The following is a 17,257-nucleotide window of genomic DNA, read 5'->3' as shown; positions in this document are numbered from 1 at the left end:
CTAGCGGGCGGCGGTTGTTATGAAGAAATAGACCCATTCACCTTTGAAATCCGCGTTCTCGGCACGGGCATCGGCAACGCGTTGCCTGAGGAAATCCAGATACGGACCGGCGGGTTCGGCAAGGGGCCGTTCCCCTTCATACAAAGGCACGGATGAGGCGAAGGCCACCGCGATTTCCTGCCCGTAGGGCGGGCCGATGGTAATGAACAGGCCGGGATCGCCCTGTTTCTCGGCTCCGATCTTCAGCGCCGCCTTGGCAGGCGTTCGCGTCAATGGGGCTGAACTGTTGGGGCTGAGATGGATCACCTGACCGGCAGCGTCGAAATAATCGACATAGACATAAGCGTCGTAGTCAGCCCCGGTCAGGTCCAGCACCAGTTGCTGGCCTTGGGTATATATGAACTCGCGTGCATGAACGTCCTCACCCACCAGAAGCGAGTTGGTGATCTGGTCCGTCGATTGCGGCAGGCCGACGGATGCGATCCCGGATAGCGCGCCGCATTGGGGGCGCGGCAGGATCAGCAGATTGTCGGCCACCCGGATGTTTTTACCCATCCGGGCCTGCAAGGCAGACAGGACCGGCGCGCGCAGGCCGTCCTCGGGGATATGGCCGATCAGCTCCAGCGTGTTGGTCTCGGGCTGGAACTGAACCTGCAACCGGGCGCAAGGCACCTGAGACAGCAGCCCGTCGATCCCGTCGCGCAGATCCTGCGCGCTTTGGCCCACATCCTCGGGCCTTGTGAAACTTTGGAACGCGGCGAGGCTGACCGGATCGACCGGGCCATCGCCCGTGGCCGAAAACACGTCGGTGGCCTTGGCCGTTTCCGTTTCGGGGACCGTCTGGGTCAATGCCACGGGCTGCGCCTCGACCGCTGTCGCGCTTTCTGCTTTGGGGGCCGCTAGGGCCACCGCCTGGGTCGGTGCAATCCCGGCCTCAGCCGCGTTCAGCGGCAGGCTGGCGGCAATCAGGGGCGCGGCTGCGACCTCGGCGGTCTCAAGCGGCAGGGGGGCATCCTGAACCGCGGTCAGGGCCTCGGCGCGTGCGGTCTGATCCTCGGCGCTGAGTTCAACGGATGGAGCCGCGATGGCCGTGGCCGAGGATTGCGGGATCGCGCCTTGTTGCAGTTGCGCACCTGTTGCATCTGCGTTCTCGGCTGTGGTGGCCTCGGGTTGCGCCTCAACGGCGGTGCTTTGGGTCACCTGATGCGCTGACAGTTGCATCCGGGTTTCGGGCACGGGTTGTTCTGTGACCGGTTCCGGGTCGACCGAGTGCAGCAGAACCACGCCAGCCACAGCATGCAGCGCCACCGAACACAGCAGGGCCGCGCCCCATATCAGCGGCGCGCGCCTCATCGGATCGGCCCCGGCGGGGTGACGACCAGAACCACATCGCGCGCGCCTAATGCTTCGAATTCCGCGATCAGCGGCAGAACCTCGCGCAAGGCAGCGTCCTGATGGGCGTTGATGCGGATCAGCAGGTCGGGGTTTTTGTCCAATTCCGCCTGAACCTGTTGCAGGGCATCCGCGCTGGTCACTTCGGTGCCGTCCAGCGCGAAGGTTCCGTCGATACTGACCGACAGGGTCAGACCGCCCGCAGGCATATCCGCACCGGTTTGCGCGACGGGGGGTAAGACGTCGAACGGGGCGGTTGCATCCATCCGGCCGATCAGCATGAAGAAGACCAGCAGAAAGAACACTACGTCGATCAGGGCAATGATTGTCTCGGGGCGATTGCGGGGCGCGGGGCGCGTGATCCTCATGGCCGCGCCTCCAGCCGGACAACACGCAGATTGGCGACACCCACCTGCGTGACCACATCCATCACCGAGACCAGCGATTGCAGCCGGGCGCTGCCGGTGGGCAGGATGATCACCTGCGTCGCTGCGTTCTGGGTCAGGCGGTCGCGCAGCAGCAGGGTCAGCGCGTCCGGTTCAAGGGCTTTGCCCTGAAAATGCGGGGCACCATCCGCGCCGATGCGGATCAGCAGAACGCCCGAGGCATCCGGGCCGCTTGTCGCCGAGGCGGGGGCAGGGCGGTCGGATTGCGCCAGCGCCGGGATCATGTCGAGGTTCAGATAGGTCGAGGTCACCATGAAGAAGACCAGCAGAATCAGCATCACGTCGATCATCGGCACCAGTGAGATCACTGGCCGTGATGGTGTGCGTCTGCTCAGGCTGATCTCGCGCGACATCGATGGCCCCTTAATGCGCGCCGCGTTCTTCAAGTACCATCAGGCGACCCACCGCGTTTTCGATGGATTGCGCCCCGGCCTCGGCCCGGCCCGACAGCAGGGATGCCCCGATGGCGGCAGGGATGGCCACCAGCAGCCCGGCGGCGGTGGTCAGCAACGCCTGCCAGATCCCGCCCGCCAGGACCGAGGCATTGGCCGAACCCTGCGCCAGTTCCAGTTCCTGGAACGACTGGATCATGCCAGTCACCGTACCCAGCAGGCCCAGCAGGGGTGAGATCATGGCGATCAGCTCCAGCACCCGTATCCATGTGTTCATCGCCGTGAACTCAAGATTGCCGCGCCGGGTCAGTTCGGCGGTCAGGGCCGGGCCCTTGAAGCCGTCGATCAGCGCCTGCATCGCATAGGCGCAAACCCGGTCTGCCGGGGATTTGCCCGACGCCAAAACCGACTGTGCGCCCTGCCTGTCACCGTTTGACCATTGCACAAGGGCCGCATCGCGCGCCGCTGCGCCGGATCGGACCGGGGCAAGTTGGATGACCTTGAACGCGATCACGGTCAGCGACAGCAATGACAATGCGCCAAGAACGATCAGGATCGGGCCGCCGGTGCCCAGATTTTCAAACCCCAACATGGCTTATTGCGCCAGGCTGGCTGAGGTCTTGCTGTCCAGCGCCAGCAGCGGGAAGCAATCGATGGGCTCGGAATTCTGCGGCGTGCAGGCAGGCAGGTCGTGCAGCAGAACCTCGGAGATGTTGGCGCAGTCGATCTCGGGGATTTCGAACAGTTTCAGAACCGTGCGCTGGACGGGCAGGGGGGCCGCGTCGATGGACAGCAGCCGGTCGATCACGCCATTGCCGTCCAGAATGGCCAGCGACATCTCAAACTCTTCGAAACTGTTGCCGGTCTGGTTGCGGAACAGGAAAAAGGCGCGGCAGCCGCCGGTTTCACCGGGTTCGAACTTGTTCAGCTCGATCGACAGTTTGCCCTCATCCGCGTGCGCGATCACGGGCGACAGCGCCAGCAGGAAGGCGGCGATAATCCCTGGTCTCATGTTTGGTTCCCTGTTCTTATGTGCGACGGCATTGATTTTGAGCCCTGTGGTGACGTCAGGACCCTGTCCGATCATTGCAGCAACAGGGCCAGACCGGGAAGATAAAACTGCGCGGTTCGTGAAAGCTTGAACCGGGCGGCGTTTTGAACACGCCCCGTAGCGCAAGGGCGAATATGTATGTTAAGTTCGACATAACCGGGCCAATGCGGCGGATTAACCACACAGAATGCAGATAAATAGCAAAGTGTTTGCCAGTCTTTAACTCCTGTGAACAAATTCATACACACGGGACCACACGCTGCGCTAAGCGGTGCAAGAGAACAAGAATCGACGAAAAAGTCAGATGCGAACGGGGAAAAAATGGATCTAACGTCTTATCTGGAACCCAGGGGGGATGATGCCCCGAGTGGCGAGAATCTGGAATACGATCCTGCGTTCACAGATCTGGAGATTGCCGCGCAGCCCGGCGAAGAACGTCAGATGGGCGACGAGGTTGTCGCGGCGGAAGAACAGGACTGGGGCGATGTCGAAGGCAAATCGCTGGCGGTCATGGACAAAAGTCACGACCTGCGCGCCGCGGTCTATCTGGCCGAGGCGGTGCTGCACACCAAGGGCTTGCCCGCCTTTGCGACCTCGGTCGGGTATGTGAAATCGCTGCTGGAAGAGTTCTGGGACAGCTGCCACCCCGAACTGGACGAAGATGATGGCGATGCCACGATGCGGATCAATGCGGTGCGCGGGCTGGCCTCGACCGATCGCATCGTGCGGGCGCTGCGCCGCACCGGCCTGACCGAAAGCCGGATGTTTGGCCACATGACCCTGCGCCATCTTGAGGTGGCCGAGGGCAAGATCAACATGCCGCCGGACATGGATGACATTCCCGATGCCACCAGCGTCGCGGCGGCGTTCAAGGATACCGATGATGAGGTTCTGGCGGCCAATGCCGATGCGGTTGCGGGCGCGCTGGACGATGTGGCCGCAATCGATGCGGTCTTTTCCGACAAGACACCCGGCGAAGGCCCCGATCTTGAACCGCTGACCGATGTCCTGAAACACATCAAACAGGCGCTGGCGCGCTATGCCGATGTGGGTGAGGTGGACGAGGATGATGCCGGCGACACCGACGCGGGCGCTGCCCCGGCGGCGGCGCGGGCTGCTGCACCGGGGCCGTCGGGGGGCGGTGCGATCAACTCGCCCGATGATGTCACGATGATGCTGGATCGCATCATGGACTATTATGCACGCTGCGAGCCGTCCAGCCCGCTGCCGGTCCTGCTGGAACGTGCAAAGCGCCTTGTTAATGCCGATTTTCTGACGATTATCGAAGACATGGCGAAGGAAGGTCTGGATGAGGTCCGTCAGATTGGCGGTCTCAAGCAGGACGACGACGATTATTAATCCGGTCCGGCTGCGCCGGTACAGCGGATTGCAAGTAAAAACTGATGGATGAATCGAGGAGCATCAGATGGCTGACAGTTCACAGAAATTTATAGCCCGGAACAGGGCTCCGAGGGTTCAGATCGAATATGATGTTGAACTGTACGGGGCCGAGAAGAAGGTACAGCTGCCTTTTGTCATGGGCGTCATGAGCGATCTGGCGGGCAAGTCCGAGGTCGAACAACCCGCCGTGGCCGACCGCAAGTTTCTGGAGATCGATGTCGACAATTTCGATGACCGGATGAAGTCGATGGCCCCGCGCGCGGCCTTTACCGTGCCGAACACCCTGACGGGTGAGGGCAATCTGGCCGTGGATATCACATTTGAATCGATGGATGATTTCAGCCCGGCGGCCATCGCCGCCAAGGTCGAACCGCTGAAAGAGCTGCTGGATGCGCGCACGCAGTTGTCCAACCTGATGACGTATATGGATGGTAAGACCGGGGCCGAGGATCTGATTTCCAAGATCATGCAGGACCCGAGCCTGCTGAAGACACTGGCAGCCCAGCCCAAACCGGGCGGCGACGCCGCCGAGGAGGAGTAAAAGATGGCCGAAGAAGAAGCCAAGGTAGAAGCCGCCGAAGGCGCGACAGCATTTGGATCCTCGGAATTCGAGGCGCTGCTGACCAAAGAGTTCCGCCCCAAATCGGATCAGGCGAAAACCGCTGTTGAAAGCGCGGTCAAGACGCTGGCCGAACAGGCGCTGGCCAATACCGGCCTGATCTCGGACGACGCTCTGCGCTCGATCGAAGGGATCATCGCCGAGATTGACAAGAAACTGACCGAGCAGGTGAACCTGATCCTGCACCATGCCGATTTCCAGCAGATGGAAAGCGCGTGGCGTGGTCTGCATTATCTGGTGAACAACACCGAAACCGACGAGATGCTGAAAATCCGCGTGATGAACATCTCGAAAAAGGACATGCACAAGACCCTGCGCAAGTTCAAAGGCACCGCGTGGGATCAGTCGCCGATCTTCAAGAAGCTCTACGAAGAGGAATTCGGCCAGTTCGGCGGCGAGCCTTACGGCACTTTGGTCGCGGATTACCATTTCGACCACAGCCCGCAGGATATCGAGCTGCTGGGCGAGATGTCCAAGATCGCAGCCGCGGCCCACGCGCCGCTGATCACCGGCGCCAAGCCCAGCCTGTTCCAGATGGACAGCTGGTCGGAACTGGCCAACCCGCGCGATCTGACCAAGATCTTCCAGACCCCGGAATATGCCGCATGGCGGTCGCTGCGCGACAGTGAAGATGCCAAATATGTCGGTCTGGCGATGCCACGCTTCCTGGGTCGTCTGCCCTATGGTTCGAAAACCGAACCGGTTGAAGAGTTCGCGTTCGAGGAAGACACCACCGGTGCCAACAGCGAAAGCTATAGCTGGGTGAACGCAGCCTATGGCATGGCGGTGAACATCAACCGTTCGTTCAAGGAATACGGCTGGTGCTCGCGCATTCGCGGTGTGGAAAGCGGCGGTACGGTCGAAGGCCTGCCGGCGCATACGTTCCCGACAGACGATGGCGGCGTGGACATGAAGTGCCCGACCGAGATCGCGATCTCGGACCGGCGCGAGGCGGAACTGGCCAAAAACGGCATGATGCCTCTGATCCACCGCAAGAACAGCGATTCGGCGACCTTCATCGGCGCGCAGTCGCTGCACAAACCGGCCGAATATGACGATCCGGACGCAACCGCGAACGCCAACCTGGCCGCGCGCCTGCCTTACCTGTTCGCGACCTGCCGATTCGCGCATTACCTGAAATGCATGGTGCGCGACAAAGTGGGTTCGTTCAAAAGCCGTCAGGACATGGAAACCTGGCTGCAGGACTGGATCAACCAGTATGTGGACTTCAACGCAGATGTCTCGGCCGAAGCGGAAAAAGCCCGCAAGCCGCTGGCCTCGGCCGAGGTCGTCGTAGAGGACGTGGAAGGCAACCCCGGATATTACACATCCAAGTTCTTCCTGCGTCCGCACTATCAGCTTGAAGGTCTGTCGGTCTCGCTACGTCTCGTATCGAAACTTCCGTCAGAAAAAGGCGCATAAAAGTCAAAAATCCTGGCGGGATGTGAATTGTTTCACTGCCGCCAGAATCAGATTTCCGTAAACCGGAACCATAAACCTTAGAGGAAGGCAAAATGGAAAACGTATTCGTAAAAATCGACGGAATCCCCGGTGAAGCACGTGAGAAAGGTCACAAGGACTGGATCGCCTGTAAGACGCTGGCATGGGAAGTTGCCCGCACCTTGGACATGGCCGACCTGGGCACCACCCAGCGTGGCTATGCCAACGCCAACTTCGGCAAAGTCACCATGACAACCGAGCTGAGCAAGGCATCCCCCAAGTTGATGCTGTATGTTGCATCGGGCAAAGCGACCAAAGAGATGACTGTTCATCTGTGCCGGTCGGGCGATGACGACAAGAAAGGCATGGAGCCCTATCTGATCTTCACCCTGCGCCACGCAATCATCGACAGCTACTCGGTCGATGGCGGCGAGGATTCGATCCCGTCGGAAAACTGGACCATCGCTTATCGTGGTATCCAGATTCAGTACAAAGAAGCTGACTTCAACACCGGCAAACTGGGCAGCCCGACCGAGTTCCTGTGGAACCTGGAAACCGGCGACGTCAGCTAAGCCCTGCAAGACCATGGGTCCCGGCGGCGTGGGCTGCCGGGGCCTTTACGCATTTTTACCATCCTGACAGCGCGAGGGTTACATGACGCCGGAAGAGCATCTTAAATCAGGCGATCTGGCGGCCACGCTGGCCACTCTGCAAGACAAGATCCGCGCCAATCCCGCAGATGCCAAGCTGCGGATTTTTCTGTTTCAGCTGCTCTGTGTTATGGGCGACTGGAAGCGCGCGATCACCCAGCTGAAGCTGAGCGCCGAGATGGATGAAGCGGCCACGATGATGGCCAAAACCTATCGCGAGGCGATCATCTGCGAGGTCTATCGCGAAAAGGTGTTTGCGGGGGAAAAGACCCCGATGATTTTTGGCGAGCCGCAGGAATGGCTGGCCCATCTGATCGAAGCGCAGAAGCTGACCGCAGGGGGGCACTTTGATCAGGCCGCCGAGATGCGCGGGCGTGCCTTCGACGCCGCCCCGGCAACCTCGGGCACTGTGAACGGTGAGGCGTTCGAATGGATTGCCGATGCAGACATGCGTCTGGGACCGGTGTTGGAAGTGATCGTGAACGGCCGTTACTTCTGGCTGCCCTTTGCACAGATCGTCCGCTTGGACATCGATCCCCCCAGTGATTTGCGCGACGCGGTCTGGACCGCGTGCACGCTGACCGTCGCCAGCGGCGGCGAGGTCGCGGCACTGATCCCGACGCGCTATGCCGGCACCACCGAACAGGGCGACGATGCGGCGCGTCTGGCACGGGCGACAAGCTGGGCTGATGCCGGCGCGGATACTTTTGTCGGCCTTGGACAGCGATTGTTGGCGACAGATAAATCTGACGTCGCATTGTTGGATATTCGCGAACTGGTACTGGACGTCGCCGTGGAGGCCGAGGAAGCGGCAGGAGATGGCTGAAAAGACACTTGCCGAACGATTGCAGCCTTCGCTTCTGGATCGGCTGACCGATAACGCTCCGGATCAGAAGAAAGAAGGGCGCGATGCACGTGTCATCGATGTTGGCCGTCTGCGAGAGATTATCCAGCGCGATTTGTCCATGTTGCTTAATACCACCGATCAGTCCGATCTGATCGACGAAGATGTTTATCCCTACGCGTCGAAATCCGTGTTGAACTACGGCATTCGCGAAACCTCGGGCGCGTTTTCGACCCTGAGGCAGGCGCAGCGCATCCGGAAATCCATTGCGGATTCGATTGAGGTGTTCGAACCCCGGATCGTGAAAGGTTCGGTCGCGGTTGATCTGCGGTCGGAAAACCGCTCGGGCGAGATGCATGTCGAATTCGACATCCGCGCCGTGATGTGGGCACAGCCGATGCCGCTGGAACTCTATCTGCGCAGCCGGGTCGATGTGACCACCGGCGAAGTCGCGATTGAGCGGAGTTAGACGCCATGGATACGCGACTGCTGAAACATTACGAAACCGAACTGGCCTTTCTGCGGGAAATGGGGGCCGAGTTTGCCAGTGCCTATCCCAAGATCGCCTCGCGGCTGGGCATGGAGGGGATCGAAGTTGTCGATCCCTATGTCGAGCGTCTGCTGGAAGGCAGCGCCTTTCTGGCCGCGCGGGTGCAGTTGGAACTGGAGATGCAGTTCCCGACCTTCACCTCGAACCTGTTGGAGATTGTTTACCCGCACTATCTGGCCCCGACGCCGTCGATGATGATCGCGCAGCTTGAGCCGGACGTGGGCAACGCCGCGCTGAAAGAGGGGTATCCGATTGCCCGGGGGTCCACCCTGCGGGCGCGTCTGGCCGAAGGGGAACAGACGGCCTGTGAGTTTTCGACCGCATCGGACCTGACACTTTGGCCTATCGAGATTTCCGAGGCGGAATATATCGACGGTCGCGGAGAGCTGGTGGCCGCCGGTGTGGCCCGCGACACCGACGCCCGCGCGGGCATCCGGTTGCGGCTGAACCGAACCGATGGCGAGCCGATGGCTGAGCTTGAGATGGACAGCCTTGTGCTGCATCTCGACACGCAAAGCGGCAAACCCTGGGCGCTGCACGAATTGCTGGCCACCCAATGCGTTGGTCTGACCGGGCGTTCCACCGACCGCCGCGCCGACTGGACGACGCGCCTGACCGACGCGGATGTGGTGCCCAAAGGGTTCGAACCGGACGAGGCGCTGTTGCCGACCCCGCGCCAGTCTTTCGACGGCTATCGCCTGTTGCAGGAATATTTCGCCATGCCGGAACGGTTCCTGTTTGTGGAACTGACCGGGCTGAAACCCGCGCTCAGGCAATCGGCGGGGACGGATGTCGATATCTACATCCTGCTGAAAGATGGTATGCGCGACGTGGCCCCTGCGGTCACACCTGCGGCGTTTTCGCTGAATGCGGTGCCTGCCGTGAACCTGTTTCACCGCCGCTGCGACCGTGTGCATATCACCCAGATGGACACCCAGCACCACGTGGTGCCGAACCGGACGGCGGGGTTGGATTACGAGATTTTCTCGATCGAGCGTGTGACCGGTATCCAGTCTGAAGAGGAAGGAGATATTCCTTTCCGACCCTTCTACAGCGACACCGATCTGACGGCGGCGGGCGACAATCACTCGGCCTATTACACCGTCAAACGGCGGATGCGGCAGCGCAATGAAAAAGAGCGTCTGCGCGGGGTGCGAACCTCGTATCTGGGGTCCGAGGTCTACCTGACCTTGGTGGATCGGGCGCAGGCCCCCTATCCCGGATCGCTGGATCAGTTGGCAGTTGAAGCCTTATGTTCGAACCGTGACCTGCCCATGCTGCTGGCGGCGGGCGGCGACGATGTGTTCCACCTGCCCGATGGCGGGCCGGTTAAATCGGTGCGCACCCCGGTTACGCCAACGCGCCCTCATGCAACGTTGGCGCAAGGCGATGCGGCGTGGAAGCTGATCAGCCACCTGAGCCTCAACTACCTGTCCATCGCGGGCGACGGCAAGGAAGGCGGGGCAGGGGCGTTGCGCGAGCTTCTGGGTATTTACGCCCCCCTGGGCAACCGCGTGACGGAAAAGCAGTTGGATGGCGTGGTCTCGGTCACCAGCCGCCCCATTGTGCGCCGCATGAGCGACGAGGTGCTCAGCACCGCCGTGCGGGGTCTGGAAATCACGCTGGGCTTTGACGAAAGCTTTTACGAAGGCACCAGCGTTTACGTGCTGGGCGCGGTGCTCGAAAGGTTCTTCCGCAAATACACCACGATCAACAGTTTCACGGAAACCGTTCTGAAAACCGAACGACGAGGAGAGATTGCCAGATGGCGACCGGCAGCCGGACTGGGCAGGATCATCTGAGCCTGCTTGCCGCGCTTGCGGCCGACCCTGAAAGACATCACGTCTTTCAGGCGTTGCGGGTGATCGAGGCGCATTATGCAGATGCGCCGCGTCTGGGGGAATCGCGCCGCCCGCGCGAGGATCGCGTGCGTTTGGGGCAGGATGTCTCGCTGGCCTTTCCGCCCACCACGCTGACGCGGTTTGAACCGGCGACGGACGCGGCTCCGGGCAAGCTGAACAACCTGTTCTTCGGCTTCTTCGGCCCGCAAGGTCCGATGCCGCTTCATCTGACCGAGTTCGCACGCGACCGGCAGCGCAACCATCGCGACCCGACCTTTGTCGCCTTTGCCGACATGCTGACCCACCGGATGATGAGCTTGCTCTATCGTGCGTGGGCGGCGGCGGAACCGGCACCCAGTTTTGACCGGGGTGATGACCCGTTCGAACAGCGCGTGGCGGCCTTGGCCGGGTTCAAGGGTGCGGATTTCAGCGACCGCGATGCCATGCCCGACATGCTGCGCCGCTTTTTTGCGGGGCATCTGGGATCGGGCACCAAGACGGTCGAGGGTCTGATCGCGATCATTTCCGACTATTTCGGGGTCGAGGCGCATTTGCAGCAGTTCATCGGCTCGTGGCTGGAACTGGAACCGGATGACACATGGCAATTGGGTAGGCCTGCGCGGCTGGGGCAATCGACCAGCATTGGCAACCGGGTCTGGTCGCGCTCGGCCAAGTTCCGCATTCGCATCGGGCCTTTGTCGCTGGAGGATTACAAACGTCTTCTGCCCGGCGGCGTGTCGCAGGAACGGCTGGAATCGATCCTGCGCACCTATGCCGGCGACACGCTGGATTGGGAGGTCAATCTGGTCCTAGCCGGTGACGAGGTGCCGCGTGCCTCTTTGGGCGGAACCACGCAGCTGGGCCATACCAGCTGGATCCGCACCCGCGATGACCCTGACAAGAACCGCCCGGATGCGGATGATCTGATCCTGTATCCCGGTTACGTAACACAAGAATTCGAGGCCGAAGAACTGGCCCACAGCGAGAGGTATTGAAGATGACGGAAATCAGCCGTGTGTCGCTATTCGGCAAGCTGAACAAGCTGGGCTATCAGGCCATCGAAGGGGCCACCGTGTTCTGCAAGATGCGGGGCAATCCGTATGTCGAGATCCAGCATTGGCTGCATCAGATCCTGAATGGTCAGGACAGCGACATTCACCGCATCATTCAGCATTATGATCTGGATCCGGGCAAGATCGCCTCGGAACTGACGCGCAGCCTGGACATGCTGCCGCGTGGGGCGTCCTCGATCTCGGATCTTAGCGATCATCTGATGGACGCGATGGAGCGGGGCTGGGTCTGGGGCTCGCTGCTGTATTCCGACAGCAAGGTGCGCACCGGGTATCTGATTTTGGGCATGCTCAAGACGCCCGCGCTGCGCAACATTCTGGCCAGCATGTCGCCGGAACTGGCGAAGATCGGTGCCGATGATCTGGCCGACAGCTTTGGTGAGGCCACCGATGGCTCGCCCGAGGATACGCTGGGCGCGCAGGACGGCTCTAACGTGGGTGGCGGAGCGGAACCCGGTGAGGCCAGCGGCGCGATGGCCCCCGGCGCGATGGGCAAGGGCGAGGCGCTGGAGCAGTTCTGCACCGACCTGACCGAACAGGCCCGTAACGGTGAGATCGATCCCATCGTGGGTCGTGACGAAGAAATCCGCCAGATCGTCGATGTTCTGATGCGCCGTCGTCAGAACAACCCGATCCTGACCGGTGAGGCGGGTGTTGGTAAAACGGCTGTGGTCGAAGGTTTCGCGCTGCGGATCGCTCGTGGTGACGTGCCGCCCGCGCTGAAAGATGTGCGCCTTTTGGTGTTGGATGTGGGCCTGCTGCAAGCGGGCGCGTCCATGAAGGGCGAGTTCGAAAACCGTCTGCGTCAGGTGATTGATGAGGTTCAGGCCAGCCCGACGCCGATTGTGATGTTTGTTGACGAAACGCACACATTGGTTGGTGCAGGGGGTGCCGCCGGAACCGGCGATGCGGCCAACCTGCTGAAACCAGCGCTGGCGCGGGGCACGCTGCGTACCATCGGCGCGACCACATGGGCCGAGTACAAGAAATACATCGAAAAAGATCCGGCCCTGACCCGACGCTTTCAGGTGGTCCATGTGGAAGAACCCGATATTCCAAAGGCGGTTCTGATGATGCGCGGCATCGCCTCGATGCTGGAAAAACACCACCGGGTGCAGGTGCTGGACGAGGGGATCGAAGCGGCAGTGACGCTGTCTGCACGCTATATCCCGGCGCGTCAATTGCCGGATAAATCGGTCAGCTTGCTGGATACGGCCTGCGCGCGGGTCGCGGTGTCTCAGCACGCGGTTCCGGCCGAGGTCGATGACAGCCAACGGCGGATTGAGGCCTTAACCACCGAGTTGGAGATCATCGAACGGGACGAGACCGCAGGCTATGATGTCGCAGACCGGCGCGAGGCCGTGAATGCCGCGAAAGAGGCGGAAGAGGCGCGGCTGGAAGAACTCAACGGTCGCTGGGAGGCCGAGAAGAAAGTGGTCGAAGAAATCCTCGACCTGCGGGCCAAGCTGCGCGCAGGCGGGCAGGAGGTCGAAGGCACCGGCACCGCCGAAGGCGAGGCCGCGACTGAGGAAGCGCCAGACGCTCAGCCCATCGACCGTGAGGCTCTGTTGGCGGAACTCAAAGCCAAGAATGCCGAACTGGAAGAGGTGCAGGGCGACAGCCCGCTGATCCTGCCCATCGTCGATCATCAGGCGGTGGCCAGCGTGGTTGGCGACTGGACCGGTATCCCGGTTGGTCGCATGGTCAAAGACGAGATCGAGACCATTCTGAACCTGGAAACCCGTTTGGCGCAGCGCGTGATCGGTCAGGATCATGCGATGAAGATGATCGCCAAGCGCGTTCAGACCAGCCGTGCGGGGCTGGACAACCCGAACAAACCCATCGGGGTCTTCATGCTGGCAGGCACCAGCGGTGTCGGTAAAACCGAAACCGCGCTGGCGCTGGCCGAGGTTCTCTATGGCGGTGAGCAGAATGTCATCACCATCAATATGTCCGAGTATCAGGAGGCGCACACGGTCAGCAGCCTGAAAGGGGCCCCTCCGGGCTATGTCGGATATGGCGAGGGCGGCGTGCTGACCGAAGCGGTACGACGCAAGCCATACTCGGTCGTTCTGCTGGATGAGGTCGAAAAGGCCCACCCGGATGTGCACGAGATCTTTTTCCAGGTCTTCGACAAGGGCGTCATGGAGGATGGCGAAGGCCGTGTGATCGACTTCAAGAACACGCTGATCCTGCTGACCTCGAATGTCGGTACCGAGATGATCATGGATATGTGCGCCGACCCGGACCTGATGCCCGATCCCGAAGGCATGGCCAAGGCGCTGCGCGATCCGCTGCTGAAAGTCTTCCCGCCGGCGCTGCTGGGACGTTTGGTGACGATCCCCTATTATCCGCTCAGCCCGGATATACTGGGCGAGATCACCAAGCTGCAGCTGGGCCGAATCAAGAAGCGGGTCGAATCCGCGCATGGCGTGCCGTTCGAATACACCGACGCCGTGGTGGAAGAGATCGTCAACCGCTGTCAGGAGCTGGATAGCGGTGGTCGCATGATCGATGCGATCGTAACCAATACAATGCTGCCGGATATTTCGGCTGAATTCCTAAAAAGAATGATGGAGGGCGAAGAAGTTGCCAAAGTCGTGATCGATGTCACAGACGGCGACTTCACTTATGGGTTTGACTGAGCGGGACCTGAATACAAGGGCAACTGGAACTAGAAAATCCCGATAGCGGAGGAACGCTGAAATGGCCAAGAAAGAAGTTACATCCCACAAATTCTATGTCGTCGATCTGATCCGGTCGAAACCCAAACTGGAATATATCGAAATCCCCAGCTACCGCGTTGACGTCAAATTCGACGTCACCGCCAAGGGTCCGGTCCCGTCGACCACGCTGAAGCGTCTTGAAACGACCGGCATGAAAGAGCTGGAACGCTACGAGAAGGTCATCACGCAAGAGGCGGTCAAGCTCGACAAGAAAGTCGGCGAGCTGATGAAAACGCCGGGTCCGAAAGCTCAGGCCGAAGCCGAGAAGATGATCCAGGCGACCAACCAGATGATCTTGAACGCGCTGAGGTCTGCGGAAGGGGCGGCCAATGTCGCGATCGAAAAGCAGATCAAGGTTGAGGCCAACAAAGACAAGCTGCTGAAAGAGGCACGGGTCAAGACCACGCTGAAAGTGACCGCAGGTGTGATCAAGATCGGCACCGCAATCACGCGGCTGGTGGCGACCTCGGGCGCTGATGTCATGGCCTACAAGACCATCGTCAAGCAGGTGTATGATCTGGGCAAAGAGGTTCAGCAGCAGTTGAAGGGCGAAGAGGCGTTGCGCAAGGATCTGTACAGCGCGATCCAGAAATACATCACGCTGCGCGGTACTTCGATAATGCAGGCGGCGGAACGGCAGGGGATCACCGACACGTCGGGGATTTCGGTCAAAAAGCCGATGGAAGCGATCAAGAAGTTCACCGCCAAGGCCGTTGCCATGGGCGACGAGGTGACCAAGGGCCGCGATCCGAAGGCCATCGCCAAGGACATTATGGATTTTGCGATCAAGGGCTATCAGTCCTACCAGAAGGATTCGGACAAAAAGCGCAAGCTGTACCGAGAGCACACCACCAAGACCCGTCAAAAGGTGGATTCGCTGGGCAAGGCCGCTGACAAGCTGATGAAGGCCGCGAAATCCCAGAAAACGCTGAAGGAAGGCATCAAGCTGGGCGCCGAGTGTATGGCCGTCAAGCGTGAGGCCAGCGCCATGGCCGCCAAGTTGGAAGAACGTCAGAAGTTCCTGGCCGAAATGGAAGCGCTGATGGAAGGCAACGGCCTGAAGGTGGATGACACCGCCATCATCGACAAGCTGAAGAAACTGGACAAAATGACCGTCCTGAAAGAGGCCAAAGAGATGGTGACCTCGGTCAAGGGTGTCATTACTCTGGTTGAAGGCATTAGCGACGTCGTCGGCTAAGACAAAAACACGCGCCGGGTGCAGGATGCTGCGCCCGGTGCCTATGTGACAGGAGGGCGTGTTGGAGACCGGTATCGAGAAGAGCGAAACGCTCCGCGACACCGCGCGCGAATTTGTCGAGCGCAAGGCCGTGACCAACACCATTCTGGGCGTGATCATCTTCAATGCGATCACGCTGGGCCTGTCCACGTCCGCGTCAATCCAATCCAGCATCGGCGATGTTCTTGTGGTGATCGACAAGATCGTGCTGGGCGTTTTCGTGGCCGAGCTGCTGGTCAAGTTTTACGCCTATCGTCTGAGTTTCTTCAAAAACGCATGGAATATCTTCGACCTTGTTGTCGTGACCCTGGGCCTGTTGCCCAACCGCGATGGTCTGTCCGCCCTGCGGGGGCTGCGCGTTATCCGCGCGATGCGCCTGTTGTCGGTCATCCCGCAGATGCGCGCCGTGGTTCAGGCATTGCTGGACGCGCTGCCCGGCATGGGGGCGGTGATCATCATGATCTCGATCGTGTTCTATGTCTTCGCGGTCATGGCGACGCTGATGTATGGCCCCGACTTCCCGGAATGGTTCGGCACGCTGGGCCGCTCGCTCTATTCCCTGTTCCAGATCATGACGCTTGAAAGCTGGTCGATGGGCATCGTGCGCCCGGTGATGGAGACGCATCCGACCGCCTGGATCTTCTTTGTGCCCTTTATCGTCATCACCGCGTTTTCGGTACTGAACCTGTTCATCGGTCTGCTGGTCAACACCATGCAATCGGCGGTCGAGGACGAGTCGGTCGAAGAATTCTCACATCTGCGCGAACTGGTGCGCAGCGAGACGGATATCGTCGATGAGCGCGTTAAGGAACTGCTGGAAGAGGTCCGGGCCCTGCGCCGTGAAGTGGCCGACTTAAAAGGGCAGAACAATGGCTGACAGTTCCCAGAAATTCATCGCGCGCAACCGCGCGCCCCGCGTTCAGATTGAATATGATGTCGAGCTTTACGGAGCCGAGAAAAAGGTTCAGCTGCCCTTTGTCATGGGCGTGATGAGCGACCTGTCCGGCAAATCCACCGTGGAAACGCCGTCGGTGTCGGACCGCAAGTTCCTTGAGATCGATGTTGATAATTTCGACGACCGCATGAAGGCCATGGCCCCGCGGGTCGAATTTGCCGTGCCCAACACGCTGACCGGCGAGGGCAATCTGGCTGTTGATCTGACCTTTGAAAAGATGGCCGATTTCACCCCGGCCCAGATCGCCTCAAAGATCGAGCCGCTGCGCAAGCTGCTTGAGGCGCGCACCCAATTGTCCACGCTGATGGCCTATATGGACGGCAAAACCGGGGCTGAGGCCTTGATCGAAAAGATCCTGGCCGACCCGGCGCTTTTAGGCGCGCTGGCCAACAGCCCGGTGCCCGAGCAGGACAGTCAGGCCACGCTGGATGTCCTGCGCGACGCTGCCCCCGAAGACGCGCCCAAAGATACGTCTGTCGAGGATGCGCTGGCCTCGCTGCCCGAGACGGAAACTGCTGAGGAACAGGATCAGTCCGATGACATCCTGTCAGGACTGGCGGCGGCGGCTCCGGACGATGCGCCCGAGGATAAATCGGTCGCGGACGCCTTGTCCTCGATCCCGGAGGTTGAGGCGTCGGAAGAG

Annotated in this window: 16 protein-coding genes and 1 pseudogene; 12 read left to right on the top strand and 5 right to left on the bottom strand. The window is 60.6% G+C overall.

Features of this window, described 5'->3' with window-relative positions; all coding sequences use genetic code 11:
- From ACR0AC_RS11375 to ACR0AC_RS11355, 5 genes are read right to left on the bottom strand one after another with little or no spacing between them, the layout of a single operon-like run.
- Window positions 1-1,353, bottom strand: coding sequence for a DUF4384 domain-containing protein (locus ACR0AC_RS11375; protein ID WP_480873436.1), 1,353 nt, complete (start codon window positions 1,351-1,353; stop codon window positions 1-3).
- A complete protein-coding gene (locus tag ACR0AC_RS11370; RefSeq protein WP_480873434.1) occupies window positions 1,350-1,760 on the bottom strand; it encodes an ExbD/TolR family protein in 411 nt (136 codons plus the stop codon). The genes ACR0AC_RS11375 and ACR0AC_RS11370 overlap by 4 nt, the downstream gene beginning before the upstream one ends.
- A complete protein-coding gene (locus tag ACR0AC_RS11365) occupies window positions 1,757-2,191 on the bottom strand; it encodes an ExbD/TolR family protein (protein WP_480873432.1) in 435 nt (144 codons plus the stop codon). Before ACR0AC_RS11365 ends, ACR0AC_RS11370 begins: the two co-directional genes overlap by 4 nt.
- A 10-nt stretch (window positions 2,192-2,201) precedes the next feature.
- The gene (locus tag ACR0AC_RS11360; RefSeq protein WP_480873430.1) at window positions 2,202-2,822 is read right to left on the bottom strand and encodes a MotA/TolQ/ExbB proton channel family protein; all 621 of its coding nucleotides are present in this window, start codon (window positions 2,820-2,822) and stop codon (window positions 2,202-2,204) included.
- Window positions 2,823-2,825: 3 nt separating this feature from the next.
- Window positions 2,826-3,242: a hypothetical protein gene (locus tag ACR0AC_RS11355; RefSeq protein WP_480873429.1), complete on the bottom strand. Its 417-nt coding sequence runs from the start codon at window positions 3,240-3,242 to the stop codon at window positions 2,826-2,828.
- A gap of 360 nt (window positions 3,243-3,602) precedes the next feature.
- Here ACR0AC_RS11355 and tssA point away from each other — a divergent pair, with 360 nt between their 5' ends.
- The 12 genes and pseudogenes from tssA to tssB (ACR0AC_RS11295) all read left to right on the top strand — a co-directional run.
- Window positions 3,603-4,640 (top strand): type VI secretion system protein TssA, encoded by a 1,038-nt coding sequence (tssA, locus tag ACR0AC_RS11350; protein WP_480873427.1) that lies wholly within the window; start codon window positions 3,603-3,605, stop codon window positions 4,638-4,640.
- Window positions 4,641-4,707: 67 nt separating this feature from the next.
- Window positions 4,708-5,223, top strand: coding sequence for a type VI secretion system contractile sheath small subunit (gene tssB / locus ACR0AC_RS11345; RefSeq protein ID WP_039526464.1), 516 nt, complete (start codon window positions 4,708-4,710; stop codon window positions 5,221-5,223).
- Between the two features lie 3 nt (window positions 5,224-5,226).
- A complete protein-coding gene (gene tssC, locus ACR0AC_RS11340; protein WP_170622521.1) occupies window positions 5,227-6,723 on the top strand; it encodes a type VI secretion system contractile sheath large subunit in 1,497 nt (498 codons plus the stop codon).
- 92 nt (window positions 6,724-6,815) lie between these two features.
- Entirely contained in the window at window positions 6,816-7,313 is a 498-nt protein-coding gene (locus tag ACR0AC_RS11335; RefSeq protein WP_170622522.1) for an Hcp family type VI secretion system effector, read from the top strand.
- A gap of 82 nt (window positions 7,314-7,395) precedes the next feature.
- Window positions 7,396-8,217, top strand: coding sequence for a type VI secretion system accessory protein TagJ (locus ACR0AC_RS11330; protein ID WP_170622523.1), 822 nt, complete (start codon window positions 7,396-7,398; stop codon window positions 8,215-8,217).
- Complete coding sequence (gene tssE / locus ACR0AC_RS11325; protein ID WP_170622524.1) at window positions 8,210-8,704, top strand: type VI secretion system baseplate subunit TssE; 495 nt, start codon at window positions 8,210-8,212, stop codon at window positions 8,702-8,704. Before ACR0AC_RS11330 ends, tssE begins: the two co-directional genes overlap by 8 nt.
- A gap of 5 nt (window positions 8,705-8,709) precedes the next feature.
- Window positions 8,710-10,587: a type VI secretion system baseplate subunit TssF gene (gene tssF / locus ACR0AC_RS11320; RefSeq protein ID WP_480707860.1), complete on the top strand. Its 1,878-nt coding sequence runs from the start codon at window positions 8,710-8,712 to the stop codon at window positions 10,585-10,587.
- The gene (gene tssG, locus ACR0AC_RS11315; RefSeq protein WP_480873423.1) at window positions 10,551-11,621 is read left to right on the top strand and encodes a type VI secretion system baseplate subunit TssG; all 1,071 of its coding nucleotides are present in this window, start codon (window positions 10,551-10,553) and stop codon (window positions 11,619-11,621) included. The genes tssF and tssG overlap by 37 nt, the downstream gene beginning before the upstream one ends.
- Before the next feature lie 2 nt (window positions 11,622-11,623).
- Window positions 11,624-14,341: a type VI secretion system ATPase TssH gene (gene tssH, locus ACR0AC_RS11310; RefSeq protein ID WP_480873421.1), complete on the top strand. Its 2,718-nt coding sequence runs from the start codon at window positions 11,624-11,626 to the stop codon at window positions 14,339-14,341.
- Between the two features lie 61 nt (window positions 14,342-14,402).
- Window positions 14,403-15,620, top strand: coding sequence for a hypothetical protein (locus ACR0AC_RS11305; protein WP_480873419.1), 1,218 nt, complete (start codon window positions 14,403-14,405; stop codon window positions 15,618-15,620).
- Between the two features lie 58 nt (window positions 15,621-15,678).
- Window positions 15,679-16,536, top strand: a complete 858-nt coding sequence (locus ACR0AC_RS11300) for an ion transporter (RefSeq protein ID WP_170622529.1) — start codon at window positions 15,679-15,681, stop codon at window positions 16,534-16,536.
- Window positions 16,529-17,029, top strand: a pseudogene (gene tssB, locus ACR0AC_RS11295) (type VI secretion system contractile sheath small subunit); the annotation flags it as partial. The gene ACR0AC_RS11300 and the pseudogene tssB (ACR0AC_RS11295), both read left to right, overlap by 8 nt.
- Between the last annotated feature and the right edge of the window lie 228 nt (window positions 17,030-17,257).

The sequence above is a fragment of the Ruegeria sp. H7 genome (genome assembly GCF_056532945.1).
Note: the sequence above shows the minus strand (reverse complement) of the source record. Positions and strands in the feature narration are given on the sequence as shown.